Annotated in this window: 28 protein-coding genes; all 28 read left to right on the top strand. The window is 51.2% G+C overall.

Features of this window, described 5'->3' with window-relative positions; all coding sequences use genetic code 11:
* Positions 1 to 118: 118 nt before the first annotated feature.
* The 28 genes from JNE38_RS28765 (at position 119) to spoIIID (ending at position 24,519) form a co-directional block, all read left to right on the top strand.
* Positions 119 to 328 carry an AtpZ/AtpI family protein gene (locus JNE38_RS28765; RefSeq protein ID WP_238933500.1) on the top strand — a complete coding sequence of 70 codons (210 nt, stop codon included), beginning with the start codon at positions 119 to 121 and terminating at the stop codon, positions 326 to 328.
* A gap of 11 nt (positions 329 to 339) precedes the next feature.
* Entirely contained in the window at positions 340 to 708 is a 369-nt protein-coding gene (locus tag JNE38_RS28760; RefSeq protein WP_203354437.1) for an ATP synthase subunit I, read from the top strand.
* Positions 709 to 773: 65 nt separating this feature from the next.
* Complete coding sequence (gene atpB, locus JNE38_RS28755) at positions 774 to 1,589, top strand: F0F1 ATP synthase subunit A (protein WP_203354436.1); 816 nt, start codon at positions 774 to 776, stop codon at positions 1,587 to 1,589.
* A 54-nt stretch (positions 1,590 to 1,643) separates the two neighbouring features.
* Positions 1,644 to 1,865, top strand: coding sequence for a F0F1 ATP synthase subunit C (gene atpE, locus JNE38_RS28750; RefSeq protein ID WP_029100371.1), 222 nt, complete (start codon positions 1,644 to 1,646; stop codon positions 1,863 to 1,865).
* Positions 1,866 to 1,978: 113 nt separating this feature from the next.
* Positions 1,979 to 2,482 carry a F0F1 ATP synthase subunit B gene (gene atpF / locus JNE38_RS28745; protein WP_203354435.1) on the top strand — a complete coding sequence of 168 codons (504 nt, stop codon included), beginning with the start codon at positions 1,979 to 1,981 and terminating at the stop codon, positions 2,480 to 2,482.
* On the top strand, positions 2,479 to 3,006 hold the full coding sequence (locus JNE38_RS28740; RefSeq protein ID WP_203354434.1) for a F0F1 ATP synthase subunit delta: 528 nt from the start codon (positions 2,479 to 2,481) through the stop codon (positions 3,004 to 3,006). The genes atpF and JNE38_RS28740 overlap by 4 nt, the downstream gene beginning before the upstream one ends.
* Positions 3,007 to 3,054: 48 nt before the next feature.
* Positions 3,055 to 4,566 (top strand): F0F1 ATP synthase subunit alpha, encoded by a 1,512-nt coding sequence (gene atpA / locus JNE38_RS28735; protein WP_203354433.1) that lies wholly within the window; start codon positions 3,055 to 3,057, stop codon positions 4,564 to 4,566.
* A 73-nt stretch (positions 4,567 to 4,639) separates the two neighbouring features.
* Complete coding sequence (gene atpG, locus JNE38_RS28730; RefSeq protein ID WP_203354432.1) at positions 4,640 to 5,503, top strand: ATP synthase F1 subunit gamma; 864 nt, start codon at positions 4,640 to 4,642, stop codon at positions 5,501 to 5,503.
* Between the two features lie 48 nt (positions 5,504 to 5,551).
* Positions 5,552 to 6,961, top strand: a complete 1,410-nt coding sequence (gene atpD, locus JNE38_RS28725; protein WP_203354431.1) for a F0F1 ATP synthase subunit beta — start codon at positions 5,552 to 5,554, stop codon at positions 6,959 to 6,961.
* A gap of 27 nt (positions 6,962 to 6,988) precedes the next feature.
* A complete protein-coding gene (locus JNE38_RS28720; RefSeq protein ID WP_203354430.1) occupies positions 6,989 to 7,387 on the top strand; it encodes a F0F1 ATP synthase subunit epsilon in 399 nt (132 codons plus the stop codon).
* Positions 7,388 to 7,603: 216 nt separating this feature from the next.
* Positions 7,604 to 8,344, top strand: coding sequence for a DUF6042 family protein (locus JNE38_RS28715; RefSeq protein ID WP_203354429.1), 741 nt, complete (start codon positions 7,604 to 7,606; stop codon positions 8,342 to 8,344).
* Positions 8,345 to 8,641: 297 nt separating this feature from the next.
* The gene (locus JNE38_RS28710; protein ID WP_203354428.1) at positions 8,642 to 9,013 is read left to right on the top strand and encodes an NADH-quinone oxidoreductase subunit A; all 372 of its coding nucleotides are present in this window, start codon (positions 8,642 to 8,644) and stop codon (positions 9,011 to 9,013) included.
* A complete protein-coding gene (locus JNE38_RS28705) occupies positions 9,004 to 9,522 on the top strand; it encodes a NuoB/complex I 20 kDa subunit family protein (RefSeq protein ID WP_203354427.1) in 519 nt (172 codons plus the stop codon). Before JNE38_RS28710 ends, JNE38_RS28705 begins: the two co-directional genes overlap by 10 nt.
* The gene (locus JNE38_RS28700; protein WP_203354426.1) at positions 9,519 to 11,024 is read left to right on the top strand and encodes an NADH-quinone oxidoreductase subunit C; all 1,506 of its coding nucleotides are present in this window, start codon (positions 9,519 to 9,521) and stop codon (positions 11,022 to 11,024) included. Before JNE38_RS28705 ends, JNE38_RS28700 begins: the two co-directional genes overlap by 4 nt.
* Positions 11,025 to 11,027: 3 nt before the next feature.
* A complete protein-coding gene (locus JNE38_RS28695) occupies positions 11,028 to 12,176 on the top strand; it encodes an NADH-quinone oxidoreductase subunit D (protein ID WP_203354425.1) in 1,149 nt (382 codons plus the stop codon).
* The gene (gene nuoH / locus JNE38_RS28690; RefSeq protein WP_203354424.1) at positions 12,176 to 13,183 is read left to right on the top strand and encodes an NADH-quinone oxidoreductase subunit NuoH; all 1,008 of its coding nucleotides are present in this window, start codon (positions 12,176 to 12,178) and stop codon (positions 13,181 to 13,183) included. The genes JNE38_RS28695 and nuoH overlap by 1 nt, the downstream gene beginning before the upstream one ends.
* 124 nt (positions 13,184 to 13,307) lie before the next feature.
* A complete protein-coding gene (nuoI, locus tag JNE38_RS28685; protein WP_203354423.1) occupies positions 13,308 to 13,721 on the top strand; it encodes an NADH-quinone oxidoreductase subunit NuoI in 414 nt (137 codons plus the stop codon).
* Positions 13,722 to 13,723: 2 nt separating this feature from the next.
* A complete protein-coding gene (locus tag JNE38_RS28680) occupies positions 13,724 to 14,233 on the top strand; it encodes an NADH-quinone oxidoreductase subunit J (protein ID WP_203354422.1) in 510 nt (169 codons plus the stop codon).
* Positions 14,230 to 14,541, top strand: coding sequence for an NADH-quinone oxidoreductase subunit NuoK (gene nuoK, locus JNE38_RS28675; RefSeq protein ID WP_203354421.1), 312 nt, complete (start codon positions 14,230 to 14,232; stop codon positions 14,539 to 14,541). Before JNE38_RS28680 ends, nuoK begins: the two co-directional genes overlap by 4 nt.
* A 27-nt stretch (positions 14,542 to 14,568) precedes the next feature.
* Positions 14,569 to 16,491, top strand: coding sequence for an NADH-quinone oxidoreductase subunit L (gene nuoL / locus JNE38_RS28670; protein ID WP_203354420.1), 1,923 nt, complete (start codon positions 14,569 to 14,571; stop codon positions 16,489 to 16,491).
* On the top strand, positions 16,475 to 18,016 hold the full coding sequence (locus JNE38_RS28665; protein WP_203354419.1) for a complex I subunit 4 family protein: 1,542 nt from the start codon (positions 16,475 to 16,477) through the stop codon (positions 18,014 to 18,016). Before nuoL ends, JNE38_RS28665 begins: the two co-directional genes overlap by 17 nt.
* A gap of 4 nt (positions 18,017 to 18,020) precedes the next feature.
* Positions 18,021 to 19,547 (top strand): NADH-quinone oxidoreductase subunit NuoN, encoded by a 1,527-nt coding sequence (nuoN, locus tag JNE38_RS28660; RefSeq protein ID WP_203354418.1) that lies wholly within the window; start codon positions 18,021 to 18,023, stop codon positions 19,545 to 19,547.
* A gap of 98 nt (positions 19,548 to 19,645) precedes the next feature.
* On the top strand, positions 19,646 to 19,876 hold the full coding sequence (locus JNE38_RS28655) for a DUF1146 family protein (RefSeq protein WP_203354417.1): 231 nt from the start codon (positions 19,646 to 19,648) through the stop codon (positions 19,874 to 19,876).
* A 101-nt stretch (positions 19,877 to 19,977) separates the two neighbouring features.
* Positions 19,978 to 20,724 (top strand): YwmB family TATA-box binding protein, encoded by a 747-nt coding sequence (locus tag JNE38_RS28650; RefSeq protein WP_203354416.1) that lies wholly within the window; start codon positions 19,978 to 19,980, stop codon positions 20,722 to 20,724.
* A gap of 18 nt (positions 20,725 to 20,742) precedes the next feature.
* Positions 20,743 to 22,068: a UDP-N-acetylglucosamine 1-carboxyvinyltransferase gene (murA, locus tag JNE38_RS28645; protein WP_203354415.1), complete on the top strand. Its 1,326-nt coding sequence runs from the start codon at positions 20,743 to 20,745 to the stop codon at positions 22,066 to 22,068.
* 156 nt (positions 22,069 to 22,224) lie between these two features.
* Positions 22,225 to 23,235, top strand: a complete 1,011-nt coding sequence (spoIID, locus tag JNE38_RS28640) for a stage II sporulation protein D (protein WP_203354414.1) — start codon at positions 22,225 to 22,227, stop codon at positions 23,233 to 23,235.
* Positions 23,236 to 23,325: 90 nt separating this feature from the next.
* On the top strand, positions 23,326 to 24,057 hold the full coding sequence (locus JNE38_RS28635; protein WP_203354413.1) for a M23 family metallopeptidase: 732 nt from the start codon (positions 23,326 to 23,328) through the stop codon (positions 24,055 to 24,057).
* Positions 24,058 to 24,234: 177 nt separating this feature from the next.
* Positions 24,235 to 24,519, top strand: a complete 285-nt coding sequence (gene spoIIID / locus JNE38_RS28630; RefSeq protein ID WP_003388385.1) for a sporulation transcriptional regulator SpoIIID — start codon at positions 24,235 to 24,237, stop codon at positions 24,517 to 24,519.
* Positions 24,520 to 24,526 lie beyond the last annotated feature (7 nt).

The following is a 24,526-nucleotide window of genomic DNA, read 5'->3' as shown; positions in this document are numbered from 1 at the left end:
GCTTTGTGTACAGAAGGAGCCGAACATTGACAAAGGGAATAATTCTTCGTTAATATGGATGAGGGCAAAGGGGCACTTGACACCAGCCCTCTCCTTATGTATGAAAGGAGAATGTCCTGTGTCGAAAATTGATAATCCTTGGCGAGCCATCACACTGGTCACTTTGATTGGTGTCGATATGGCAATTTGTGTGATTGCAGGGGTGTTTCTGGGTAAGTATCTGGATGGCCTTTTCGCTTCCAATCCTCTGTTTCTGATGGTTGGACTGCTCGCGGGATTAGGTATAGGCGTTTACAGCGTCTACCGCATCATTCGCGGCTACCTCTAGGGAGATGGGACATGGAAACGTTTTCTTCGGCTATGCGAGCCACATTTCGCTATGCCTTTTTCAGCATGGCGATAGCTTCGATACTCTGGGCGGTGTTGCCATCATATCGATTGTTCTTGCAAAGCCTCCTGCTTGGGATGGCTTGCAGTCTTGTGAATGGGACTGTCCTCTTCAGCAAAACCTGGCGTATCGGTCAGATGGCTGTCGATTCAAGTGTACGGCCTAGAGGGACTGGCATGCTGCAACGCCTCATCGTCGCGGGGTTTGCTGTCTTCCTGACGATGCGCTTTCCTCACTTGTTTGGACTTGCTGGTGTTTTGATAGGGTTGTTCCTCTTTCAGGTTCTCAGCTTCCTTTTTGTTTATCGCTCCTTTAAATAGATCACAGAATTTCTTTTGTACATGTACGCAAAAAACTACTCGCGCGGAAGAAAGGGGTGAAATACATGCATTATTCTCTGCGATTTGAATGGTTGGGCATGGTATTTGACATCTCCACTGTTCTAATGATTCTGGTAACCTCTCTGGTGGTGCTCTTCATGTGCATCGGTATGACCCGCAAGCTGACCTCCGCTACTCCTGGCGGCACGCAAAACGTGATGGAATGGATTGTGGACTTTGTCACCGGTATTACAAAGAGCTACATCTCACCAAAGAAAGCCGCGGGTTTTGTATCCTTGGCACTCACGTTGTTCCTGTACATCTTCTTGGGCAACCAGCTGGGACTTCTGTTCAACGTGAATACAGCTCACCACAATGGCGAAGGCCATCAAGCTAGTCAAGGTTTCATCGACATGCTGACCGTTTCCACCAGTGATGAAATGAAGCAACAAAAGGTGGAAAAGGTCACGGAGGAGTTGAACTCTACTGATCCGCATGCGCATGGCGTAGTTATTGGTTGGTGGAAATCGCCGACTGCAACGCCGAGCGTGACTTTCGCTCTGGCACTCATCGTTCTTCTATACGCTCATTATCTGGGAATCAAGAAGAGCTTTGGCGGTTGGCTGAAACATACATTCCTGAACCCGATTCACATTCTCGAAGAGTTTATCATCAAGCCGTTGACGCTTCCTTTGCGTCTATTCGGTAACATCTTCGCGGGTGAGGTTTTGATCGCCTTCCTGCTGAGTGTAGGAATCTTCGGTAGTATTCCGCTGTTCATCTGGCTGGGTTACTCCGTCTTCGTAGGTTCCGTACAAGCGTTCATCTTTACAACGCTTGCGATGGTTTACCTCTCGCAGCAAGTGAACGAAGATCATTAATCGGCAATTTCCGTATTTCATTCTTTTTTACAACACTAAGGAGGTTTTTAAACAATGGAAGGTTTGGCTCTTGCAATCGGTATCGTATTTGGTCTTGCTGCTCTTGGCGCGGCAATCGGTAACTCCCTGGTAATCTCTCGTACAATTGAAGGCGTAGCTCGCCAACCTGAAGCACGTGGTAACCTGATGGGTCTCATGTTCCTGGGTCTCGGTCTGGTAGAGGCAGTTCCGATTATCGCTGTAGCGATCGGTTTCATCCTCTTCGGTCGTCTGTAAGCGAGCAACGGAAACAGATAGGCGGGCGCTTGTTACCCGCCTCTATTTTTGGATGAAGCGGTTTATGAATCCGTGAAGATACATCTTTCTTTTCGCAGGAAGGAGTGAAACGAATGCTCGACTTTGGTGCTGTATCCCTGGAATGGGGAACGCTGTTAACCCAAGCAATTGTATTCTTGTTGTTGTTGCTGGCTGTTCGTAAATTCGCCATGGGCCCGATCGTGGGAATGATGGAAAAACGCCGTCAGCATATCGAAAATGAAATTTCCTCAGCTGAGCGCAACCGCAATGAAGCGGAAGCTCTACTGGCTGAACAACGCCGTGTGCTGGACGAAGCACGCGCTGAGTCCAAAGCAATCATCGACCGCGCTGCAAAACAAGCGTCTGATGAAGCTAGCAAAATCGTAGCTGAAGCACAAGCTGCATCCGAGCGCATGAAAGCGGACGCAAGTGCTGAATTGGCTCGTGAGGTAGAAAAAGCGAAGCTGGAACTGCGTGAGCAAATGACCAGCCTTTCCGTACTCTTGGCTTCCAAGATCATCGAGAAAGAACTGGACGAAGCTGCGCAAAAATCTACTGTTGACAAATTTCTCGCACAAGTGGGAGATCGCCTATGAGTAGCGCAGTAGGAAAACGTTATGCTCGTGCTCTCTTTGATGTAGCGAGCGAGCGTGGCAAGATCGATCAGGTGGAAGCAGACCTTGGCGCGATCGTGCAAGCTGTCGAGCAGAATGCCGATCTGAGCAAGATCATGCATCATCCGCACATTGCCGCTGATGCAAAAATCAAGCTGGCCAGCGACCTGTTCAAGAGCCACGTAGGGGAAGAAAGCTACAATTTCCTGAACGTGCTGATTGAAAATGGACGGGAAGCACAGCTTACTGATATCTATCGTTCCTATGTGAAGCTGGCGAACGACGCTCGTGGCATCGCAGACGCGATCGTGACAAGCGCAAAACCGCTCACATCCGAAGAACAAGCAGAGTTGGCTGAGAAGTTCGGTCAAACCTTGAATAAAAAGCTGCGTTTGACGGCAGTGGTAGACCCATCCATCCTCGGGGGCATCGTGATCAAGATCGGTGACCGCCTGTATGATGGCAGCCTGAAAGCGAAGTTGGAAACCTTTGCGCACCAAGCGTAAAGCTGGCAGTACCTCTACTAAGAAGTTGGATGAATGGGGTGAATGTAAGTGAGTGCAATCAGACCAGAAGAGATTAGCTCCCTCATCAAAGAGCGGATCGCTAACTTTAAATCTGAAATCGAAGTTGTGGATGTAGGCACAGTCATCCAAGTAGGTGACGGTATCGCGCGCGTTCACGGTTTGGAAAAGGCCATGCAAGGGGAGCTCCTCGAGTTCCAAAATGGCGTAATGGGTATGGTACTCAACTTGGAAGAAGACAACGTGGGTGTCGTTATTATGGGACCTTTCCGCGACATTAAGGAAGGCGATACTGTAAAACGTACCGGCCGCGTAATGGAAGTTCCAGTTGGGGAAGCGATGCTCGGCCGCGTAGTAAACCCATTGGGTCAACCAATCGATGGTCAAGGCCCTATCGCAAATAACGGTTTCCGCCCAATCGAGAGCCCGGCTCCTGGTGTTATGGCGCGTAAATCCGTACACGAACCACTCCAAACAGGTATCAAAGCGATCGACGCGATGATTCCAGTAGGTCGTGGACAGCGTGAGTTGATCATTGGTGACCGTCAAACTGGTAAAACAGCTGTGGCGCTCGACACAATCATCAACCAAAAGGGTCAAAACATGATTTGTATCTACGTAGCAATCGGTCAAAAGCAATCTACTGTTGCTAACATCGTAGAAACTCTGCGTAAAGCAGGCGCTCTGGAATACACCATCATCGTATCCGCTACAGCTTCTGACCCAGCTCCGATGCTGTATCTGGCTCCTTACACTGGCGTAACCATGGGTGAATACTTCATGTACAAAGGACAACACGTCCTCTGCGTATACGATGACCTGTCCAAACAGGCTTCTGCATATCGCGAAATGTCCCTGTTGCTCCGCCGTCCTCCAGGCCGCGAAGCTTATCCAGGTGACGTATTCTACCTGCACTCCCGTTTGCTGGAGCGCGCTGCGAAGCTGTCTGATGAGCTGGGTGCCGGTTCCATTACCGCGCTGCCATTCATCGAGACCCAAGCGGGCGACATCTCCGCTTACATTCCAACGAACGTGATCTCCATCACGGACGGTCAGATCTTCCTCGAGACAGACCTGTTCAATGCGGGTCAGCGTCCTGCGGTGAATACCGGTCTCTCCGTATCCCGCGTAGGTGGTTCCGCGCAAATCAAAGCGATGAAAAAGGTAGCGGGTCCACTCAAGCTCGAGTTGGCTCAATACCGTGAGTTGGCTGCTTTCGCTCAGTTCGGTTCCGATCTGGACAAAGCAACCCAAGCTCGTCTGACCCGTGGTGAGCGCTTGATGGAAATCATGAAGCAAGGTCAGTTCGATCCAATGCCTGTTGAGAAGCAAGTCGCTTCTATCTATACTGCAACAAGAGGTTTCCTGGATGACATTCCAGTTGGCGACGTAGGCCGCTTTGAGAAGGAGCTTCTGTCCTATCTGGATTCCAACAAACCGCAACTGTTGGAGCATATCCGGACGACGAAAGATCTCCCAGATGAAAAAGAATTCAACGCAGCGATCGAAGAGTTCAAAAAAGGCTTTTCGGTAACTCGCTAATCGAGAGTGATTGACATCAGATGCATGCCGGGCGTAACCGCTCGGCCATGCGTCCTCAAGGTGGTGAAAACGAGTGGCTAAAGGAATACGTGAGATTCGACGCAGTATCAAAAGTACGAAAAATACGCGCCAAATCACGAAAGCGATGAAAATGGTGGCAGCTGCAAAGCTTCGCCGCAACCAGGAGAAAGCAGAAGCGGCACGTCCGTACGCTGACAAAATCCAGGAAGTGATTTCTAGCATTGCGAGCGGTACCACTGGTTCCAAGCATCCAATGCTCCAATCCCGTCCTGTGAAGAAGACTGGTTACATCGTCATCACTTCCGACCGTGGTCTTGCTGGTGGCTACAACGCAAACATGCTTCGCGCTGTGGTCAATACCATTGCTGAAAAGCACAAGTCCAAGGATGAGTATGGCATTTTTGTTATCGGTCGCAAAGGTCGCGACTTCTTCCGCAAACGTAATTACTCGGTAATGGAAGAGGTTACGGGTCTGCCAGCTAGCCCATCCTTTGGCGATATCAAGAAAATTGCAGGCGCAGCAGTCCAAATGTTCGCGGATGAGCAAATCGACGAGCTGTACCTCTGCTACAACAAGTTCCAGAGTGCAATTTCGCAAATACCTACCGTAAAACGCTTGCTGCCGTTGGAAGCTCCCGAGAGCACAAACGAGCGCAAAATGAATTACGAGTATGAGCCGTCCTCGGAAGAAGTACTGGCCGTTCTGCTGCCGAAATATGCGGAGACACTGGTGTACAGTGCACTTCTGGAAGCGAAGGCTTCCGAAGAAGGTTCCCGTATGACTGCAATGGGCAACGCGACAGACAACGCAACGGATATGATCAACCGTTACACGTTGATTTACAACCGTGCCCGTCAGGCAGCCATTACTCAAGAGATTTCCGAGATCGTCGCAGGTGCAAACGCACAGGCGTAGTGGCAGCGAATAGCTCCCAATTCAGCTTTACAGGAGGGAAGAAGTAAGATGGCGAATGGACGCGTGGTTCAGGTAATGGGTCCGGTTGTTGACATCGAGTTCGATCGTGGACACCTGCCTGCCATTTACAATGCGATCAAGATTCAACATAAAGCACAAAGCGCTGGCGAGCGCGACATCGACTTGACCGTTGAGGTTGCGACTCACCTGGGTGATAACATGGTTCGTACCGTAGCAATGTCTTCCACCGACGGTTTGGTTCGCGGTATGGAAGCAGTTGATACGGGTGCAGCTATTTCCGTTCCAGTAGGTGCAGTAACTCTCGGCCGCGTATTTAACGTATTGGGCGAACCGATTGACCTGCAAGAACTGGGTCAAGTAGATCGTCGTGACCCAATTCACCGCAAAGCTCCTGAGTTCGTTGAGCAAGCGACTACTGTTGAAATCCTTGAAACAGGAATCAAGGTTATTGACCTGTTGGCTCCTTACATCAAGGGTGGTAAGATCGGTCTGTTCGGTGGTGCGGGTGTAGGTAAAACCGTTACCATTCAAGAGCTGATCAACAACATCGCACAAGAACACGGCGGTATTTCCGTATTCGCTGGTGTAGGTGAGCGTACCCGTGAAGGTAACGACCTGTACCACGAGATGAAAGACGCAGGCGTTCTGCCGAAAACCGCGATGGTATTCGGTCAAATGAACGAACCACCTGGTGCACGTCTTCGTGTAGCACTGACCGGTCTGACTATGGCGGAATATTTCCGTGATGAAGAAGGCCGCGACGTACTTCTGTTTATCGACAACATCTTCCGCTTTACCCAAGCGGGATCTGAAGTATCTGCACTCCTCGGCCGTATGCCGTCCGCGGTAGGTTACCAGCCAACACTGGCTACCGAGATGGGTCAGCTGCAAGAGCGCATTACTTCCACGAAAAAAGGTTCCGTAACGTCCATTCAAGCGATCTACGTACCAGCGGATGACTATACTGACCCGGCTCCTGCTACTACGTTTGCTCACTTGGACGCTACGACTAACCTGGAGCGTTCCATCGCTGAGTTGGGTATCTTCCCTGCGGTAGACCCACTCGCATCCACTTCCCGTGCTCTGTCTCCGGACGTTGTAGGTCAAGAACACTACGATGTAGCACGTGGCGTACAAAAAATCCTGCAGCGTTACAAAGAGCTGCAAGATATCATCGCGATCCTGGGTATGGACGAATTGAGCGATGACGACAAGCAAGTAGTTGGACGCGCACGCCGCATTCAACGTTTCCTGTCCCAATCCTTCCACGTTGCCGAGCAATTTACCGGTAACCCTGGTCAATACGTTCCACTGAAAGATACGGTTCGTAGCTTCAAGGAAATCCTTGAAGGTAAGCACGACCACCTGCCAGAGGGCGCGTTCCTGTATGTTGGTACGATCGAAGAAGCGGTAGAAAAAGCGAAGTCCATGGCGTAAGACACCCTGGAAAGGGGAGACCAGTAAGTGAGCAAGATGACAGTTGAAGTCGTAACTCCTGAACGGGTTGTCTACAGCGGTCAAGCTGAAATGGTCATCGCCCGCGGTGTAGTAGGGGATCTCGGTATTTTGCCGAACCACATGCCGCTGGTGAGCCCGCTGAAAACAGCGCCAGTTCGGATCAAGACAGAAGGCGAAAAAGAAGTGAAGATGGCAGTTAGCGGCGGCTTCATGGAAGTGCGCGGCGACAAAGTAACCATCCTTGCTGAAACGGCTGAATTGCCGGGAGACATCGACGTCGAACGTGCACAGGCTGCAAAAGGCCGTGCGGAAAAGCGTTTGAACGAAAAGTATCCTGACCTTGACTTCCAACGTGCTGAGCGCGCACTGCAACGTGCGATGGCTCGTATCGATGTAACGAAGTAATGCAAGAAGCTGGATCCCCGCGCCCACGTGGTTGCGGGGATTTTTCGTGCGTGGGTTGAATGAACTGGAACTGTTTAGGGGCATGATATTTCCAGTTGGTAATTGCCTATGGTTTCTGTGTATAATAGACCTAATGCCCTGCCGACACGCGTATTTGCATGGATGACATCGGGATGAAACGGCATTGGCTATTGGGGAAAAAGGAGAGTAGTAGTGATGCAAACCATTCGCGATATCCGCCACAACAACGAAGGCGTAGTAATTCCCAGCAGCTTTACGGCCAATGGTTGGTCCAGCGTGCTGTCTCACGAGATGAACGTATTGTTTCAAGCGATGTGCTATGTAGCGACGAAATATGAAACGAAAGCAGAAATGGAAAGCGCTCTGAAAGAATTCAAAGCGTTGGAAGGCACCTTCTCTGCTCCGGTAAAAGAGCAATTCAAATCAGAAGAAGACTTCAACGGCTACGTGAACCTGCTGAACCGATTCAAAGCATTCCTCAGCCGTTCCAATTATGAGTACCCAGCTTCCCGCGAGGCAGCGATTGAACTCTTTACCAAATGGGGTTTGGTCATTGACAAAGGGGACGTATGGGATGTTCCTGTGTACCCGTTCCCGGAAGCAGCTGAGCTGTTCCAATTGAACGAGGCTGAAGCAGTGGCACTGGCTCATGTGAAGCTGGAAGCGCTGGTACACCCTATTTTCAGCCGCTTGATCATGAAGCTGCACGAACAGGAAGAGAATACGTTCCACCTGTCCAAGGCTGAACTGAAAGAGATGCTGAATACCAACGACGAAATGCTGGCGGAAGTCTTGATCAAGCTGACTCCGTACATGGAAGAAGCAATTGAGAACGTACTGGAGATCCCAGAAGACGAAAAAATGACTTTTACCGTCGTATGGGAGCGCGTATACGAGGATTTCCTCGGGGAGCAGTTCTCTCAAAACGTACAATAATGGAATACGTGATGATGGGACGAGCCTATTCGTTTAATCATCAAAGTATGTTAAAGAAACTCAGGGAATACTCCCTGAGTTTTTTCCTTTATATGGCACATCAGGAAGGCTTTCGTTAGACACTTTATGGGCGATTTGCTATAATGATAAAGGTATTTTTTTCTATCAGTATCAGATTGAGCCAACTGAAAAACGACATCCGAATACTGCAGGCAGAACCCTTTGACGCAGTCTCCACTCCATCAGAGGGCACGAAGCAAGCGATTCACACTTTTCACGAAAGCGGAGGGAACGTGGGTGAATGACATCTATACCAACAATTATGTCATTGTCTCCATCTTTTTGATCCTTGGTGTGTTATTGCCCGTGGCTACTGTCAGTTTCATCGGTCCTCTGTTACGTCCAAAGAAGCCGAACCGGGAGAAGCAAACAACTTATGAAAGCGGTAACATTCCGGTCGGGGACAGTTGGGTACGCTTCAATGTGAAGTATTACATCTTTGCCCTCATGTTTGTGATTTTCGATGTAGAAACACTCTTTCTGTACCCGTGGGCCGTCGCCTACAACAAGCTTGGTCTATTTGCCTTAGTGGAGATGGTCATCTTTATATCCTTGCTGGTAGTAGGATTGATTTACGCGTGGAGAAAGAAGGTGCTGGAATGGAACTAGACCTGACAAGCATTGCGCCTGAATTGCAAGAAGAGCTGGATCGCAACGTCATGTTCACGACGCTGGAGACGGTGAAAGGCTGGGTGCGCAGCAATTCCCTGTGGCCATTGACATTTGGACTCGCCTGCTGTGCGATCGAGATGATGGGAACAGGCGGCGCACGTTATGACCTGGACCGCTTTGGCGTGATTTTCCGTGCGTCTCCTCGCCAATCCGATGTGATGATCGTGGCGGGTACGGTAACGAAAAAAATGGCGCCGCTATTGCGCAGACTGTACGATCAGATGCCGGAGCCTAAATGGGTGATTGCCATGGGGTCCTGTGCCACTGCCGGAGGCCCGTATGTGCGTTCCTACAGTGTGGTAAAGGGCGTGGATCAAGTGGTTCCAGTCGATGTATACATCCCTGGTTGTCCGCCGAATCCTGCCGCATTGATCTATGGCATCAACAAATTGCAAGAAAAGATCCGCTATGAAGCGAAGACTGGGAAGCAGGTGACCAGTCTATGAGCGACGAGAAAAAGAGGCCGACGCCAGAGGAAAAGGCGCAAGCGGCGGCAGAGGCTCGTGCCAAGGCTGAAGCTTTGCGAAAATTAAGAGAACAAGAAGCGTCGAGTGAAAATACAGCAGAAGATGCACCGGCTGCAGAAGAGCCTGTGAAAGCAGAAGCAGCACCAGCGAAGCCCGTGTCCGAAATGACACCGGAGGAAAAGGCAGCAGCCAAAGCCGCAGCAGCCGCTGAGGCAATCGCAAAAGCAAAAGCCGCGAAGGAAGCAAAAGAGGGAGCAGCTCCGTCAAAACCAGTGTCCGAAATGACACCAGAAGAAAAGGCAGCGGCCAAAGCAGCCGCAGCCGCTGAGGCAATTGCAAAAGCAAAAGCCGCGAAGGAAGCAAAAGAGGGAGCAGCTCCGTCAAAACCAGTGTCCGAAATGACACCAGAAGAAAAGGCAGCGGCCAAAGCAGCCGCAGCCGCTGAGGCAATTGCAAAAGCAAAAGCCGCGAAGGAAGCAAAAGAGGGAGCAGCTCCGTCAAAACCAGTGTCCGAAATGACACCGGAGGAAAAGGCAGCCGCCAAAGCCGCAGCAGCCGCTGAGGCAATCGCAAAGGCAAAAGCTGCGAAGGAAGCAAAAGAGGGGGCAGCTCCGTCAAAACCAGTGTCCGAAATGACACCAGAAGAAAAGGCAGCGGCCAAAGCAGCCGCAGCCGCTGAAGCGCTGGCCAAGGCCAAAGCCGCAAAAGAAGCCAAGGAAGCTGCGGTCCAAGGCGCTGAGGCTGGCGGGACTGATGCCGACGCCGATGCCAAGGCGAAAGCAGCGGCTGCCGCTAAAGCCAAAGCAGCCGCCGCAGCTGCTGCGAAGGCCAAAGCAGCCCGGGAAGCAAGTGGCGATGCTGGCGATGCAGGCGGAGATGATGCGAAAGCCAAAGCAGCCGCTGCCGCCAAAGCAAAGGCAGCTGCAGCAGCCGCAGCCAAAGCAAAGGGTGCGCAAGCTGGTGATGATGCTGGAGGAGCCGCTGACACGCCCAAAGCTCCTTCCAAAAACCAGCCTTACTTGGATAAATACGTTTCCCGATTGACTGAAGAATTCGGTCCAGAGACATTGGAAGCGTCCTATATCAACGAACTGGCAAAAGAAGTTCCGACCCTGGTCATCAAGAACGATCGCTGGCATGAAGTCGCTCAGTTTATGAAAGAAGATGAAAAGCTGGGCTTTGATTACTTGTCCGATCTGCACGGAGTCGATTACGAGGATCGCTTGGAGGTCTATTACCATCTCTATTCCTACAAAAATCGGCAAAGTGTAGCTGTGAAGGTCAAAACAGGCCGGGAGCAATCATCTGTCCCTTCCGTAATGGACATCTGGCACGGAGCCAATTGGAATGAACGGGAGACGTTTGACCTTTTGGGGATTCATTTCCCGGGACATAGCGATCTGCGTCGAATATTGCTGCCCGACGATTGGGTGGGCTACCCGCTGCGAAAAGATTACGTGCAATACGACGAGGAGGTTTAATCCATGAACCAGAACATCCTCACGACAGCTGTCGAGACCTCTCCGGATACAGGCATTCGCACGGAAGAGATGTTGTTGAACGTAGGACCCCAGCATCCTAGTACGCATGGTGTATTTCGCCTGGTAGTCAAGATTGACGGTGAAACGATCCGGGAAGCGATTCCAGTTATGGGATACCTGCATCGCGGCACGGAGAAGCTGGCGGAGAACTTGACCTATACCCAAATCATTCCGTATACGGACCGGATGGACTACGTGTCGGCGATGACCAACAACTACGTTCTCTGTCATGCGGTCGAGACGATGATGGGCCTCGAAATCCCGGAACGCGCACAGTTTCTGCGACTGATTGCGATGGAGCTGAACCGCGTAGCCAGTCATTTGGTCTGGTGGGGAACCTACTTGCTCGACATCGGGGCCATGGGACCGTTCCTGTATGCGTTCCGCGATCGGGAAATGATTTTGGACCTGTTCAATGAGCTCTGTGGAGCACGTATGACCTTTAACTACATGCGGGTAGGTGGAGTCAAATGGGACGCCCCTCCGGGATGGATCGAAAAGGCAAAGGAATTTGTGCAATACATGAAGGCCGAGCTCCCCAGTTACCACCAGCTCGTGACCGGAAACGAAATCTTCATCAGCCGGATCAAAGGAATCGGGAAGTTTGATTCCAAAACCGCCTTGGATTATTCGCTCTCAGGAGTCATGCTCCGTTCGACCGGTATCAAATGGGACCTTCGCAAGGACGAACCGTACTGCATTTACGATCGCTTTGAATTTGACGTACCTACCGCGACTGAAGGAGATTGCAAGGCGCGCTACCATTTGCGAATGGCAGAAATCGAGCAATCGCTGCGCATCCTTGAGCAGGCGCTCGACCAGTTTCCAAGTGAGGGAGAAATCATCGGAAAAGTACCGCGCGTCATCCGTCCGCCGGCAGGTGAAACGTACGTGCGCATCGAATCCCCTCGAGGAGAAATTGGCTGCTACATCGCCAGCCAGGGCAAGGATAAGCCGTGGAGGCTGAAATTTAGACGTCCTTCATTTACCAATTTGCAAATCCTGCCCAAGCTGCTGGAGGGTGAAAGCCTCGCCAACATGATCGCCATCCTGGGCAGTATCGACATCGTGCTCGGGGAGGTTGACTGTTAATGAGTGCACTCTTGCAGCAAGCACCTTCATGGGGAACCACCTTTTGGTTTATCCTGGCGGCTGTCGTACTGCTCGCCGTGCTGCTGGGTTTTGTGACCTACGCCATTTATTTTGAGCGGAAAGTCATCGGTTGGATGCAATTGCGGATCGGGCCAAACAGAGTAGGTCCCCTGGGGCTTTTGCAAACGGTCGCCGACGTTACCAAGCTTCTGCTCAAAGAGGATACGAGGCCTCAGCACGCTGACAAAGCCTTGTTTACGTTAGCGCCGATTTTAGCGTACGCGCCAGCCTTTGCCGTATTGGCAGTGATGCCTTTTACGGAAAGCATTCAGTTTGCTGACCTCGGCATTGGCCTTTTGTACTATATCGCTCTATCCGGGATTACGGTCCTGGGCGTCATTACAGCAGGTTGGGCTTCCAACAACAAGTATTCGCTGATCGGGGGTCTCCGCTCCGCTGCGCAGATGATCAGCTATGAAGTACCGCTGGTCATGTCCGTAGTGGGAATCGTTCTAATCACGGGCAGCATGAATCTCAGAGAAATCGTCGAGGCACAGCGGGATGTCTGGAATATCGTTCCGCAGTTTATCGGATTTGTCGTATTTATCGTTGCTGCACAGGCTGAGCTGAATCGTACGCCGTTCGACCTGCCGGAAGCAGAGTCCGAGCTGGTTGCAGGTTATCACGTGGAGTACTCCGGTTTCCGCTTTGCCATGTTCATGCTCGCCGAGTACGTGTATATGTTTGGAATGGGGACGTTGATTACCATTCTGTTCCTGGGCGGATGGCTGCCGATTCACCCGGCTCTCAGCTTCATTCCGGGAATTATCTGGTTCATCCTGAAATTCTCGCTCTACGTCTTCCTTCAGTTCTGGCTGCGCGCTACAATGCCGCGCATGCGTGTCGACCAGCTGATGTCGTTTGCCTGGAAAGTACTGCTGCCCGTGGCGCTGTTTAACATCCTGCTCACAGCAGTAGTCATCTCTTACCAGAATGGCTCGCTATAAAATCGAAAAGCTCCATGCCACACGGTAGCGGCATCGGGTGGAAGACAACACATCCCGTGTTTCATAGCATAGGCTCGCCAAAGCCTTGGCGCAGCGAAGTTCTCAAATCTGAGGGGTGACATACATGCTAGGACTGGCCAAAGGCCTGGGATATACGTTTAAAAAACTGACTGAAAAGAAAATAACGCATTTTTATCCGGATGTACCGTTTCCTATGCCGCCGCGTTTTCGGGGCATACAGCACTTTTCTCCGGAAAAATGCATCGTCTGCAACCAGTGCGCACGCGTCTGTCCGACGGAGTGCATTCAGCTGACTGGCAAGCCCCATCCAGATCCGGACAAAAAGGGGAAAATCATCGACACCTACGATATCAACTTTGAGATCTGTATCCTTTGCGATCTGTGCACAGAGGTTTGTCCGACAGAAGCCATCGTCATGACGAACAACTTTGAGCTGGCGACGTACAGCCGGGATGAATTGTATAAAAACCTGAAATGGCTGGATGACAACAATACCAACGTCAGGGAGGAGAATTAGCGATGACAGGCCAATTCGTAGCCTTTTTTATCCTCTCTCTCATGACGATCGGTGGAGCCGTCTTCATGATCAGCTTTACCCGTGTGGTCCACATGGTCATTTCGCTGGGGATTACCTTCATCAGCATTGCCGGACTGTTCGTTCTGGTGGGGGCTGATTTCGTCGGAGTCTCGCAGGTGCTCGTATACTCCGGGGCCATCTCCATCCTGATGCTGTTCGGAATCATGCTGACCAAGCACGATGCGAATGATGAGGGCACAGGGCGCAAGTGGAAAAACCGCTTCATCCTTTTGTTCGTAGCGGTTATTTTCGCGCTCTTGTTCTGGGGAATTCAAAACACGCCATGGCCAGCTTCGCCTGCTCCAGTAGCATCAGACGTGAGCAATGCGAAAGAGATCGGGCTTGCGGTATTCACCGAATACGTGATTCCGTTCGAGCTGGTATCCGTATTGCTGCTGGTTGCATTGATCGGGTCGATCATCATGGCAAAAAAGGAGGAGGATAACGAATGACAGTAAGCATTACCTCCTATCTGCTGGTCGCGTTGATTCTCTTTTGTGTAGGTCTGTACGGTGCCTTGACCAAGCGCAATGCAGTCGTTGTTTTGCTTTCAATCGAGCTCATGATGAATGCGGTGAATATCAATTTGGTCGCATTCTCCAAATACGGCTTGTACCCGTCTGTATCCGGACAAATCTTCACCCTGTTTTCCATGACGGTTGCAGCTGCTGAAGTGGCGCTGGGATTGGCCATCTTGATTGCCCTCTACCGCAACAAAGCGACAGTCAATGTGGACGAGATGGATCAAATGAAACGATAAGATGGAAACCTGATAAGGAGGACAAAGATGGATACTCTTCTGCACTACGCCTGGCTCATCCCTCTGTTTCCGCTTCTTGCTTTCATCGTGATCGTCTCGTTTGGTCGCCAGTTGAAAGAAGGAGCTTCTCTGGTCGGCATTGTGCTGACGGCAGTTTCGTTTGGGATAGCGGCGCTCACCTTCTGGGAGAGATTCCATGGGGGAGCGGCTGATTACAAGTTTGTCGTCGATTGGCTCCAGGTGGGAGACATCGTGATTAATATGGGCTTCGAAGTCAATCAGCTCAATGCCATGATGCTGGTGATTGTGACTTTGGTCAGCCTGTTGGTTCAGATTTACTCCAAAGGCTACATGCATGGGGATGAACGCTTTCCTGTGTTTTATCAGTACCTCGCGCTGTTCACCTTTTCCATGCTGGGATTGGTGATCTCGCCAAACCTCCTTCAAGTGTACATTTTCTGGGAGCTGGTGGGTGTCTGCTCGTTCCTGTTGGTGGGGTACTACTTCTTCAAGCCGGAAGCAAAGGCTGCAGCGAAAAAGGCTTTCATCGTCACACGCGTTGGCGACCTTGGGCTGTTTATCGGGATCTGCCTGTTGTTCTGGTGGACCGGCAGCTTTGACTACGAGCAAATTTTTGAAAGTGTGGCACTAGGCAGGCTGGAGCCTTGGATGATTACGACAGCAGCGATCCTCATCTTTGTGGGGGCTGTAGGGAAATCGGGCCAATTCCCGCTCCATACATGGCTGCCTGACGCCATGGAAGGCCCGACTCCCGTATCTGCTCTGATCCACGCGGCGACGATGGTTGCGGCAGGTGTGTATCTGGTGGCTGCGACATATCCGGTGTTTATCGCTTCGGAGACGGCGCTGACCGTTGTGGCTTATGTGGGCGGGTTTACCGCGATTTTCGCTGCCTCTATCGGCTTGACGCAAAGAGATATCAAGCGGGTGCTCGCGTATTCGACTGTGAGTCAGCTCGGGTACATGATGCTGGCCTTGGGTGTAGCCGGTGCTGCAGGCTATGTCGCTGGTTCCTTCCATTTGATGACTCACGCTTTTTTCAAAGCACTTCTGTTCCTGGGAGCAGGGAGTGTCATCCATGCTGTACATACGCAGGATGTGTTTGAAATGGGTGGGTTGTGGAAGAAGATGCCGATCACAGCGCTGACTTTCCTGATTGGCTGTCTGGCGATCGCGGGGATCTTCCCGTTCGCTGGTTTTTGGTCCAAAGAAGCCATCCTGGGGGCCGTATATGGAGCGCACCGCTACGATTTGCTGGTGCTTGCTCTGGTGGCTGCATTCTTTACCGCATTCTACATGTTCCGACTCTACTTCCTGACATTTACCGGGGAGGCGAGAGGCAAGCACGAGGCACATGAATCGCCGTCTGTGATGACAGGCCCTCTGCTCATTTTGGCTGTGCTGGCGATCATTGCAGGGTTTATCAATACGCCGTACGCACCGATGCTGTCTGAATGGCTGCTCGATTCCAACACGGGTGCCGCTATTGCCAGTGTGTTTGGGGAAGGCTCGGAGCATGCAGCGACATGGCTCCAAGTGTTGGCGCTCGCGATTTCCATTTTGGGGATTGTCCTCGCATACCTGATGTACGGAAGGAAGTCCATTCCGTCGGATGCGATTCCAGAGACATTGCCATGGCTCTACCGGTTGTCTTACCGGAAGTACTACATCGATGAGCTGTACCACTACGTGATCGTAAGGCCATTGGGGTGGCTCGGGTTCATCCTAAACGGCTTTGACAAGTATATCGTGGATGGGCTGGTCGGCCTGACGGCAAAGATCACGCAGGGGATCAGTTCCTTGCATGCGAGAGCGCAGAGCGGACAGATGCAGTCCTACGCTGCGGTGGTGCTGTTTGGGCTGCTGCTCTTGATTGTCGCGATCAGCTTGACGGCGCAAGGAGGTGGGCTCTTTGGATTCGGTCACTAATATCCTGTTGTCGTCACTCGTGTTCTCACCGTTGCTGGCGATTGTGATTTTGGCGTTTGTGCCTAATCATCAAGGCGGGGTCATCAAGCAGATCGGGATATACGGTACGGTGCTCCCGCTGATCCTGTCCTTGTGGATGTTCGGAAGTTTCAATTACGACACGACCAATCTGCAGTTTGTGGAAAGGCACGATTGGATTTCGATTCCGATCGGCTTGGCACAGACAGGGGCAGTCTTTACGTTTGACATCAATTATGAGCTGGGCGTCGATGGGATATCGATGCCGCTGATCCTGTTGACGGCCATCATCGGGATGATGGCAGCAGTAGCCTCCTGGCAAGTCAAAAAGAGATTGAAAGAGTATTTCATCCTGTTTCATATCTTGCTGATCGGGATGCTGGGCGTCTTTGCCGCTGACAACCTGTTTCTCTTCTTCATTTTCTTTGAAATGACTCTGGTGCCTATGTTCTTCCTCATAGGGATCTGGGGCTATGGGGAACGTGAACACGCCGCGAACAAGTTCTTGTTGTACAACGGAATCGGTTCGGGCATCATGCTTCTCGCGTTTATCGTCATCTTTATCATGATGCGTACGATGAATATTGATCAAATTACAACGATCTTGTCCACACCGGAGCATCCGGCTGCTGGGGCGCTGACCCCCGCATTCCGCTATGGATTGTTCCTGGCGCTTTTCATCGCATTCGCGATCAAGCTGCCCGTTTTTCCGTTCCATACGTGGATGCTGAAGGTACACGTGCAAGCGCCCCCGTCGATCGTCATGATTCACTCGGGGATTTTGTTGAAAATGGGCGCGTACGGATTGCTGCGGATGGGCATTGGGTTTTTCCCGGAGCAAGCCTACCAGTTTTCCACTTGGCTCGCAGTATTGGGGATCATCAATGTCCTGTATGGAGCCGTACTGGCTTTCGTCCAAAAGGATCTGAAAATGGTGCTGGCATACTCGAGTATCAGCCATATGGGGATCGTCCTGCTCGGCTTTGCTTCGATGAATAGTATCGGCTTTCAGGGAGCGATGTTCCAGGTAGTGTCTCACGGCTTTATCTCGGCGCTGCTATTCTTCTTGATCGGCGTGATTTGGGACCGGACGCAGACTTCCATGATCGACGATTTGGGAGGGCTCGCCAAATCGATGCCTTTCGTCAGCGGAATCCTGCTGGCAGGGGCGATGGCCTCTTTGGGGCTGCCAGGAATGTCAGGGTTCATCAGTGAATTCTTTGCCTTCCTCGGTCTGTTCGGGCGCATGCCAGCTCTTGCGGCAGTAGGGGCACTGGGCATTGTACTGACTGCCGTCTATTTGCTTCGGGCGATCCTGCGCACGACCTTTGGCCCGACGCCTGCCCGGTTCAACAGCCTTGCAGACGCGCAGCCGATGGAAGTCATTCCGATGGTGGTCCTCTTGGGCTTCATTATCCTGATCGGGGTTTATCCTGCGGTTCTGGGAAATCCGATGCAGCAAGCACTGAAATCCATCGTACCCATTGTCACGGGAATAGGAGGGTAAATCCATGGACGTTAAAGATATCTTCTCGTATGACTGGAGTTACCTTCTGCCCGAATTTATCATTTTAGGTTTTGCCACGGCCTTGTCGCTTTTGGACCTGTTTGCGGGAAAAAGACTCGGCAAGCAAGTGATCGGGTGGCTGTCGCTGCTCGGAGTCGTACTGGCTGCGGTCTTTGTGTTCGTCAATGTAGGCACGCTCGATAAGCCCTACAGCTACATGACGGACATGATCCGCATCGACAATTACGGCAATGCTTTCAAGCTGCTTTTCCTGGGGGGAACGGCCTTCACCCTGTTGATGTCTCTGTCGTATCTGAAGCAGAGAGAAGTAGAGCACACGGGTGAATATTACTATCTGCTCTTGACGGGTCTGCTGGGTGCGATGGTCATGGCATCCTCCGCCGATCTGATCACGTTGTTCGTCGGGTTGGAGCTGTTGTCCCTTTCTTCCTATGTTCTGGTAGGGTTGCGGAAAAAGTCGCTCCATTCCAACGAATCGGCGTTTAAGTACGTCGTCTCCGGCAGCATTGCCACGGCTGTTACGTTGTTCGGGATGTCGTACGTCTACGGCTTGACAGGCACGACGCATGTGTATGAGATATCGACGCGATTGGCAGAAGTGAGCATGGCGGGTTATCAGTTCCTCGTGTACATCGCCTTTGCCTTTCTGGCTGTCGGACTCGCCTTTAAAATTTCGGCTGCTCCCAACCATATGTGGGCGCCGGATGTTTACCAAGGGGCTCCGACTCCGGTCACGGCTTTTCTGGCAGTCGTGTCAAAAGCGGCGGGATTTGCACTGCTGTTCCGTCTTCTGCTGATTTCGTTCTTCAATGTCACGGACGGCTCCAGCCGGTTCTTCTTTGATCAGGGGAGTCTGTATCTCGGTATCATGGCAGCGGCTTCGATGATCATCGGTAACACGATGGCGCTCAGGCAGACGAATATCAAGCGAATGATGGCCTTCTCCGGAATTGCCCAAGCGGGGTATCTGCTTGTCCCGTTCGTTCCGCCGACGACCCTCTTTTTCAGTGAAGTGATCTTCTATCTGTTCGGTTATCTGCTCGTCAGCTTTGGGGCTTTTGCCGTGATTATGGTGGTCACGCGTGAGCAAGGGACGGAAGATCTAAAAGGCTTTGCAGGCTTGTATCACCGATCGCCGCTGCTCGCCATCGCCATGAGCATTTTCCTGCTTTCCTTGGCGGGAATTCCGATTACCGCAGGGTTTTTCGGGAAGTTCTATCTGTTCATGGGTTCCCTGGCGCAGGAAAACTACTGGTTGTCTGCGGTGATGATCATCACCAGCGTCATTTCGTACTACTACTATTTCGGGATCATTCGACAAATGTACATGCGTCCGGGGGCGAGCGAGGCACCGATGTATGTACCGAAAGGAATCTGGACCTTTGTCCTCATCATGGCAGTCGCGACCGTCTTCTTTGGGGCTTTCCCGGGACTGGTGACCGATTACGTCCAGGCGCATTTCAATCCGTCGTTTGATTTCGGAAATATGCTACCTCCGACCTTTCAATAAACTCGAAACACAGTAGCCATTCATGTACAATAGAGGGATAGCCTGATTGACGGGCTGTCCCTGTTTTTTTTTACAGGAGAACAGAGGAGGAAATAAGTGTGCCGCAAGAAATCTACGGCTTTGTCAGTATTATTTTAACGATCGTGTTCATCGGCCTCAGCTGGTGGGCCCTGCAGTCATTTCGCTTTGATAAGATCCTGAAACACCCGAATGGTGCCCAAGCCAAGCTGCTGCAGATTTTTCTGTCCATCGTGATAGGGTATGAGATTTCCCGCTTCTTCCTTGATTATTTGGGCTGGTCGCTCACATTCGGAAACATGTTCTCCTAATTGCCCAAACTTCCGCAGGATCTACTGGTATATCCACCCAGTTTCATGTGCAAAATGAGAAGTACAAAGAGATGCATGTGGGTTGAAGGAGAGGGATATACATGGGGAAATGGTCAGGTTGGTTGATGCTGGCGCTCGCGGTGATGGCTTTGGCCATCTACTGGATGCCGGCCCAAGCCACAGAAGGAAAGCCGGTCGCCTCACAGCTGGTGAGTGTTTTGGAGGACTCTGGAGCCACAGCGAAAACCGTTCAGGTGCGTGCACGTGCCGAGATGGGAAAGCTGCAGAGCACGGAGGAAGTCAAAGAGTTGGCGAAACGATGGGCAGAACAGCTAGAGATTCCTTTTTCCCAAGTAGAACTCTCGCGGAAAAATCAGATGATCTCGTATCAGACCGAAACCAGACAAGATGGCGTTCAGTTGCGCTATGAAGTGTCAGCCGTTCCCAAAAATGGTTCTTTTGACACATATTTAGTACTGCAGTTGACTGGAAGCCGACAATCTCTACTATATATTGAACAGATACAGGAAACGTTCGCGAATGCCCTGAAAAAAGCCGACTTTATTCCGCAAATTAGCACTTGTATTCGCGGAATGTACAATGTTAAGATGGGTGTTGACCAACAGGAGGGTAAAATTTTGTCGATTTTTCAGACTCTCCAAGCATCAGAGCTTGAACGTTTACAGGATGTTTCGGTTGTTAGCATTTCTGGGTATACCCATAAGTGGAAGCCATTCATCGCGTTAAACGGACAAAAGATGAATCTACAGGTGGCAACCCATCGTGACAGTGAATCTGAGGGAACGTGGATCACCGTAGGAACACCGATCATCACAGTGGAATATTAGCACGCGGAGGGGTACACATTGGATAAAATTATTGTCCGCGGTGGTAAGGCATTGGCGGGGAATGTGAAAGTCTCTGGCGCCAAAAATGCCGTGCTCCCTATTATTGCAGCATCTATCCTGGCCGAAGAAGGGACATGCGTCATCTCAGATGTGCCGGCTCTCGACGATGTCAGGACAATATGCGACCTTTTGAAATCGATGGGAATCTCCCTTACATATGATCATGAAGTGTTGACTGTAAATGCTAGCCAGCTGACCAGCGTGGAAGCATCCTATGAACTCGTCCGCAAGATGCGCGCATCCTTCTTGGTAATGGGACCGCTCTTGGCTAGAAAAGGACGTGCTCGAGTCGCTCTTCCGGGTGGATGTGCCATTGGTACACGCCCGATTGATCAGCACCTCAAAGGGTTTGAGGCTATGGGAGCAAAAATCGAGATCGGACAAGGATTCATTGAAGCAAGTGTGGAAGGTCGATTGAAAGGTGCGAAAATCTACCTCGATATCGCTAGTGTAGGTGCAACGGAAAATATCATGATGGCCGCTGCTTTGGCAGAGGGAACCACCGTGATTGAGAATGCAGCAGAAGAACCGGAGATCGTCGATTTGGCAAACTTCCTCAACCGGATGGGGGCAAAAATTCGCGGTGCCGGGACAGGCTCGATTCGCATTGAAGGTGTAGACAAAATGACGGGCTGCACGCATTGCGTCATTCCGGACCGGATTGAAGCGGGGACCTTTATGGTGGCTGCGGCGATTACTGGCGGAGATGTCTTTGTAGAAGGCGCGATTTGCGATCACCTGAAATCTGTGACCGCCAAGCTGCGCGAAATGGGCGTAGACGTGGATGAACAGGAAAATGGAATTCGTGTTCGCCGGACAGGCCCACTGAAAGCTGTTGACCTGAAAACCTTGCCGTACCCGGGATTCCCGACAGACATGCAGTCGCAGATGATGGCGCTTCTGCTCGTGTCCGAAGGCACCAGCATCGTCACCGAGACCGTTTTTGAAAATCGCTTTATGCATGTGGAAGAATTCCGCCGCATGAATGCGAATATCAAAATCGAGGGACGCAGTGCGATCGTAGAGGGCGGCTCCAAGCTGACTGGCAGCAAGGTTGCGGCTACGGACTTGCGCGCCGGTGCTGCACTCGTTTTGGCAGGTCTGGTGTCGGAAGGTGAGACAGAAGTCTCTGCGCTTCACCATATCGATCGCGGCTACGTCAACTTTACGGAAAAGCTGCAGGCTTTGGGAGCGGACGTCGAACGCTATGTTCCCAGTACCAAGTCGCGTGAAGCTGCTGTTACGGAAACCGTGAAGGTAAGCTTCTCTCCTAATTTTGCATGATGAACGTGTCAAATAGATGGCAAAAGCGAGACTCTCTGTGAAAGCAGAGGGTCTTTTTTGCATACTCTCGCTTCTCTCTCATTCTCGCGTTCTATCGCCTCGGGACAGGACATAGACATAAAAGTGTCTAGCTACCAAACGAGGAGGATCTGTCGCATGAAACGTTACCTACTCATGTGGTTCATCGCTTTGCCGATCTTGCTCGTCGCCATCCCAGCAACGCTGGTCTACTGGTTTGCTCCCAATGCTCCCTCTGCAGGGCCGGCAAATGTCGCCGTGTCAGTTCCGGACAACCTTCCCGATCCCGGTCCGCCGCTCGATGTGAAAGTGTATCGCACAGAGAAAAAAGTGGTGGAAACGATGCCGCTTGAAACGTACATTGTGGGAGTCGTAGCAGCCGAGATGCCAGCCGAGTTTGAGCTGGAAGCACTCAAGGCTCAGGCGATGGCGGCCAGAACGTATATCGTTCGCAGGCTGAGCGAGAGCAAGCTGGACGATGTTCCACAGGGGGCCCAAGTCCTGGATACCGTGCAGCATCAGGTATACATGGATGATAGCCAGCGCCGCGAACGGTGGAAGGATCAGTACGAGTGGAAAAACCAGCGTATCCTTCAGGCAGTGCGGGCGACAGCCGGTATCGTGCTAACGTACGACGGGAAGCCGATTGATGCTACGTTCTTTTCCACGAGCAATGGCTTTACGGAAAATTCCGGGGAGTACTGGGAAAAACCCATCCCTTACTTGAAAAGCGTGCCAAGCCCATGGGATATTCAGTCGCCTCGGTATGAAGAGACGGTAACGATGACGACGGCCCAGCTCGAAAAGAGCCTGGGGGTCAGGCTGGCCCAAGAGGCATCCACAAATGGATCCTGGTTTCAGATTGAATCCAAGACGACGGGAAATCGAGTCGGCAAAATCAGCATCGGAGGCAAGGAGTTTACCGGACGGGAATTCCGTGAAAAGCTGAATCTGAACTCCTCCTCCTTTACGATGGAGCTGCGCGGAAACCAGGTGTTCATTACGACCAAAGGATACGGACATGGGGTCGGCATGAGCCAATGGGGAGCAAACGGCATGGCGAAAAGCGGGAAAAACGCTGAGCAGATCGTGAAGTACTTTTACCAAGGCATCTCCCTGCAAAATTTTACGAAGATTATCCCTGTTTAGTTACGCCTCTGCAAATTTTTACTTTTCCCTCTTCTCTCAGGTTTATACGCCGAAATTCTGGCGATACTGAGGGATGAGGTGATGAAAACAATGGAAGATCAAAAAAATCAGAATCAACCGATTCCATTCAAGAAGGCAAGTACTTGGAAAAAAGTGATGGGCAAGAAGTGGGCTTTTCCTGCAATCTACATCGGGACCGCAGCAATCATTCTCGCTTTTGTGATGTGGTATCAGGGCAGCGTCATGAACACGGTATCCAATCTTACCAATCCTAAGGATGGCGTGGCAGTGACTACTCCTGAGACCCCGGTGGCTCCACCGCAAGGCGAAGAAGCAGTTCCCGTCGCAGGCACAGTGCAACCGTTGGCATGGCCAGTTGGAAAAGGCGTACAGTACGAGCTGGGGATGAGCTTCTATGATGAGCAAGCCTCCAAAGACAATCAGCAAAAAGCGCTGGTGAAGTACAACAACTCCTTCTTCCCGCATACCGGTATTGATTTGAAATCCACGGACGGCAAAGGCTTTGATGTCGTCGCTGCACTTGCCGGAAAAGTCGTCAAAGTGGAAAATGACCCACTCGTAGGCAAAGTGATTGAAGTCGAACACACTGACAAAATGGTCACGGTTTATCAAAGCTTGGAAAACGTAGTCGTGAAACCAGGCGATGCAGTGACGCAAGGCCAGGTAATCGGTTCGGCAGGACGTAACGAATACGAAAAGGATTCCGGCGTCCATCTCCACTTCGAAGTTCGTGTCGAGGATAAATCGGTCAATCCCGAAAAGTATTTGATCCAAGGCGATACGGAAGTCAAAAATCAATAAAACACACGCAAAAACCCCTGCAAAAAAACAACTTTTGCAGGGGTTTTTTTCATTTTGGTACAAACTGTTGAAAAAAGATGCGGCCGTGCTGGCTTGTCAGGCTTGGAAACGTAGAATATGTGTCCCTACGCACCCATATATTGTATCAGACAATGTAGATACAAGGAGGCGAGTGACGTGCACGACTACATCAAAGAGCGAACCATCAAAATCGGCCGATATATTGTGGAGACGCGAAATACGGTCCGGATGATCGCCAAAGAGTTCGGTGTTTCGAAAAGTACAGTGCACAAGGACTTGACTGAGCGGCTACCTGAGATAAATCCAGAGTTGGCAAACCAAGTAAAGGAAATTTTGGAATATCACAAAGCCATCAGACATTTGCGCGGAGGCGAAGCCACGAAAATCAAGTACAAACGACGCAGTAAAAAGGTTCGAGTAGAACAGGAGGAGAGTGTGTAAGAAAGAA

The organism is Brevibacillus choshinensis (assembly GCF_016811915.1).
Classification (GTDB): Bacteria; Bacillota; Bacilli; order Brevibacillales; family Brevibacillaceae; genus Brevibacillus; species Brevibacillus choshinensis_A.
Note: the sequence above shows the minus strand (reverse complement) of the source record. Positions and strands in the feature narration are given on the sequence as shown.

Bases quoted from the DNA above. Each gene is read 5' to 3' on its own strand.
- JNE38_RS28635 (WP_203354413.1), top strand. From the start codon at position 23,326: ATGGAAGATCAAAAAAATCAGAATCAACCGATTCCATTCAAGAAGGCA.
- JNE38_RS28705 (WP_203354427.1), top strand. From the start codon at position 9,004: ATGGAACTAGACCTGACAAGCATTGCGCCTGAATTGCAAGAAGAGCTG.
- JNE38_RS28700 (WP_203354426.1), top strand. From the start codon at position 9,519: ATGAGCGACGAGAAAAAGAGGCCGACGCCAGAGGAAAAGGCGCAAGCG.
- atpB (WP_203354436.1), top strand. From the start codon at position 774: ATGCATTATTCTCTGCGATTTGAATGGTTGGGCATGGTATTTGACATC.
- JNE38_RS28715 (WP_203354429.1), top strand. From the start codon at position 7,604: ATGCAAACCATTCGCGATATCCGCCACAACAACGAAGGCGTAGTAATT.
- nuoN (WP_203354418.1), top strand. From the start codon at position 18,021: ATGGACGTTAAAGATATCTTCTCGTATGACTGGAGTTACCTTCTGCCC.
- atpF (WP_203354435.1), top strand. From the start codon at position 1,979: ATGCTCGACTTTGGTGCTGTATCCCTGGAATGGGGAACGCTGTTAACC.
- JNE38_RS28650 (WP_203354416.1), top strand. From the start codon at position 19,978: ATGGGGAAATGGTCAGGTTGGTTGATGCTGGCGCTCGCGGTGATGGCT.
- JNE38_RS28695 (WP_203354425.1), top strand. From the start codon at position 11,028: ATGAACCAGAACATCCTCACGACAGCTGTCGAGACCTCTCCGGATACA.
- atpE (WP_029100371.1), top strand. From the start codon at position 1,644: ATGGAAGGTTTGGCTCTTGCAATCGGTATCGTATTTGGTCTTGCTGCT.
- atpD (WP_203354431.1), top strand. From the start codon at position 5,552: ATGGCGAATGGACGCGTGGTTCAGGTAATGGGTCCGGTTGTTGACATC.
- spoIID (WP_203354414.1), top strand. From the start codon at position 22,225: ATGAAACGTTACCTACTCATGTGGTTCATCGCTTTGCCGATCTTGCTC.
- nuoL (WP_203354420.1), top strand. From the start codon at position 14,569: ATGGATACTCTTCTGCACTACGCCTGGCTCATCCCTCTGTTTCCGCTT.
- nuoK (WP_203354421.1), top strand. From the start codon at position 14,230: ATGACAGTAAGCATTACCTCCTATCTGCTGGTCGCGTTGATTCTCTTT.
- JNE38_RS28740 (WP_203354434.1), top strand. From the start codon at position 2,479: ATGAGTAGCGCAGTAGGAAAACGTTATGCTCGTGCTCTCTTTGATGTA.
- nuoH (WP_203354424.1), top strand. From the start codon at position 12,176: ATGAGTGCACTCTTGCAGCAAGCACCTTCATGGGGAACCACCTTTTGG.
- JNE38_RS28680 (WP_203354422.1), top strand. From the start codon at position 13,724: ATGACAGGCCAATTCGTAGCCTTTTTTATCCTCTCTCTCATGACGATC.
- JNE38_RS28760 (WP_203354437.1), top strand. From the start codon at position 340: ATGGAAACGTTTTCTTCGGCTATGCGAGCCACATTTCGCTATGCCTTT.
- nuoI (WP_203354423.1), top strand. From the start codon at position 13,308: ATGCTAGGACTGGCCAAAGGCCTGGGATATACGTTTAAAAAACTGACT.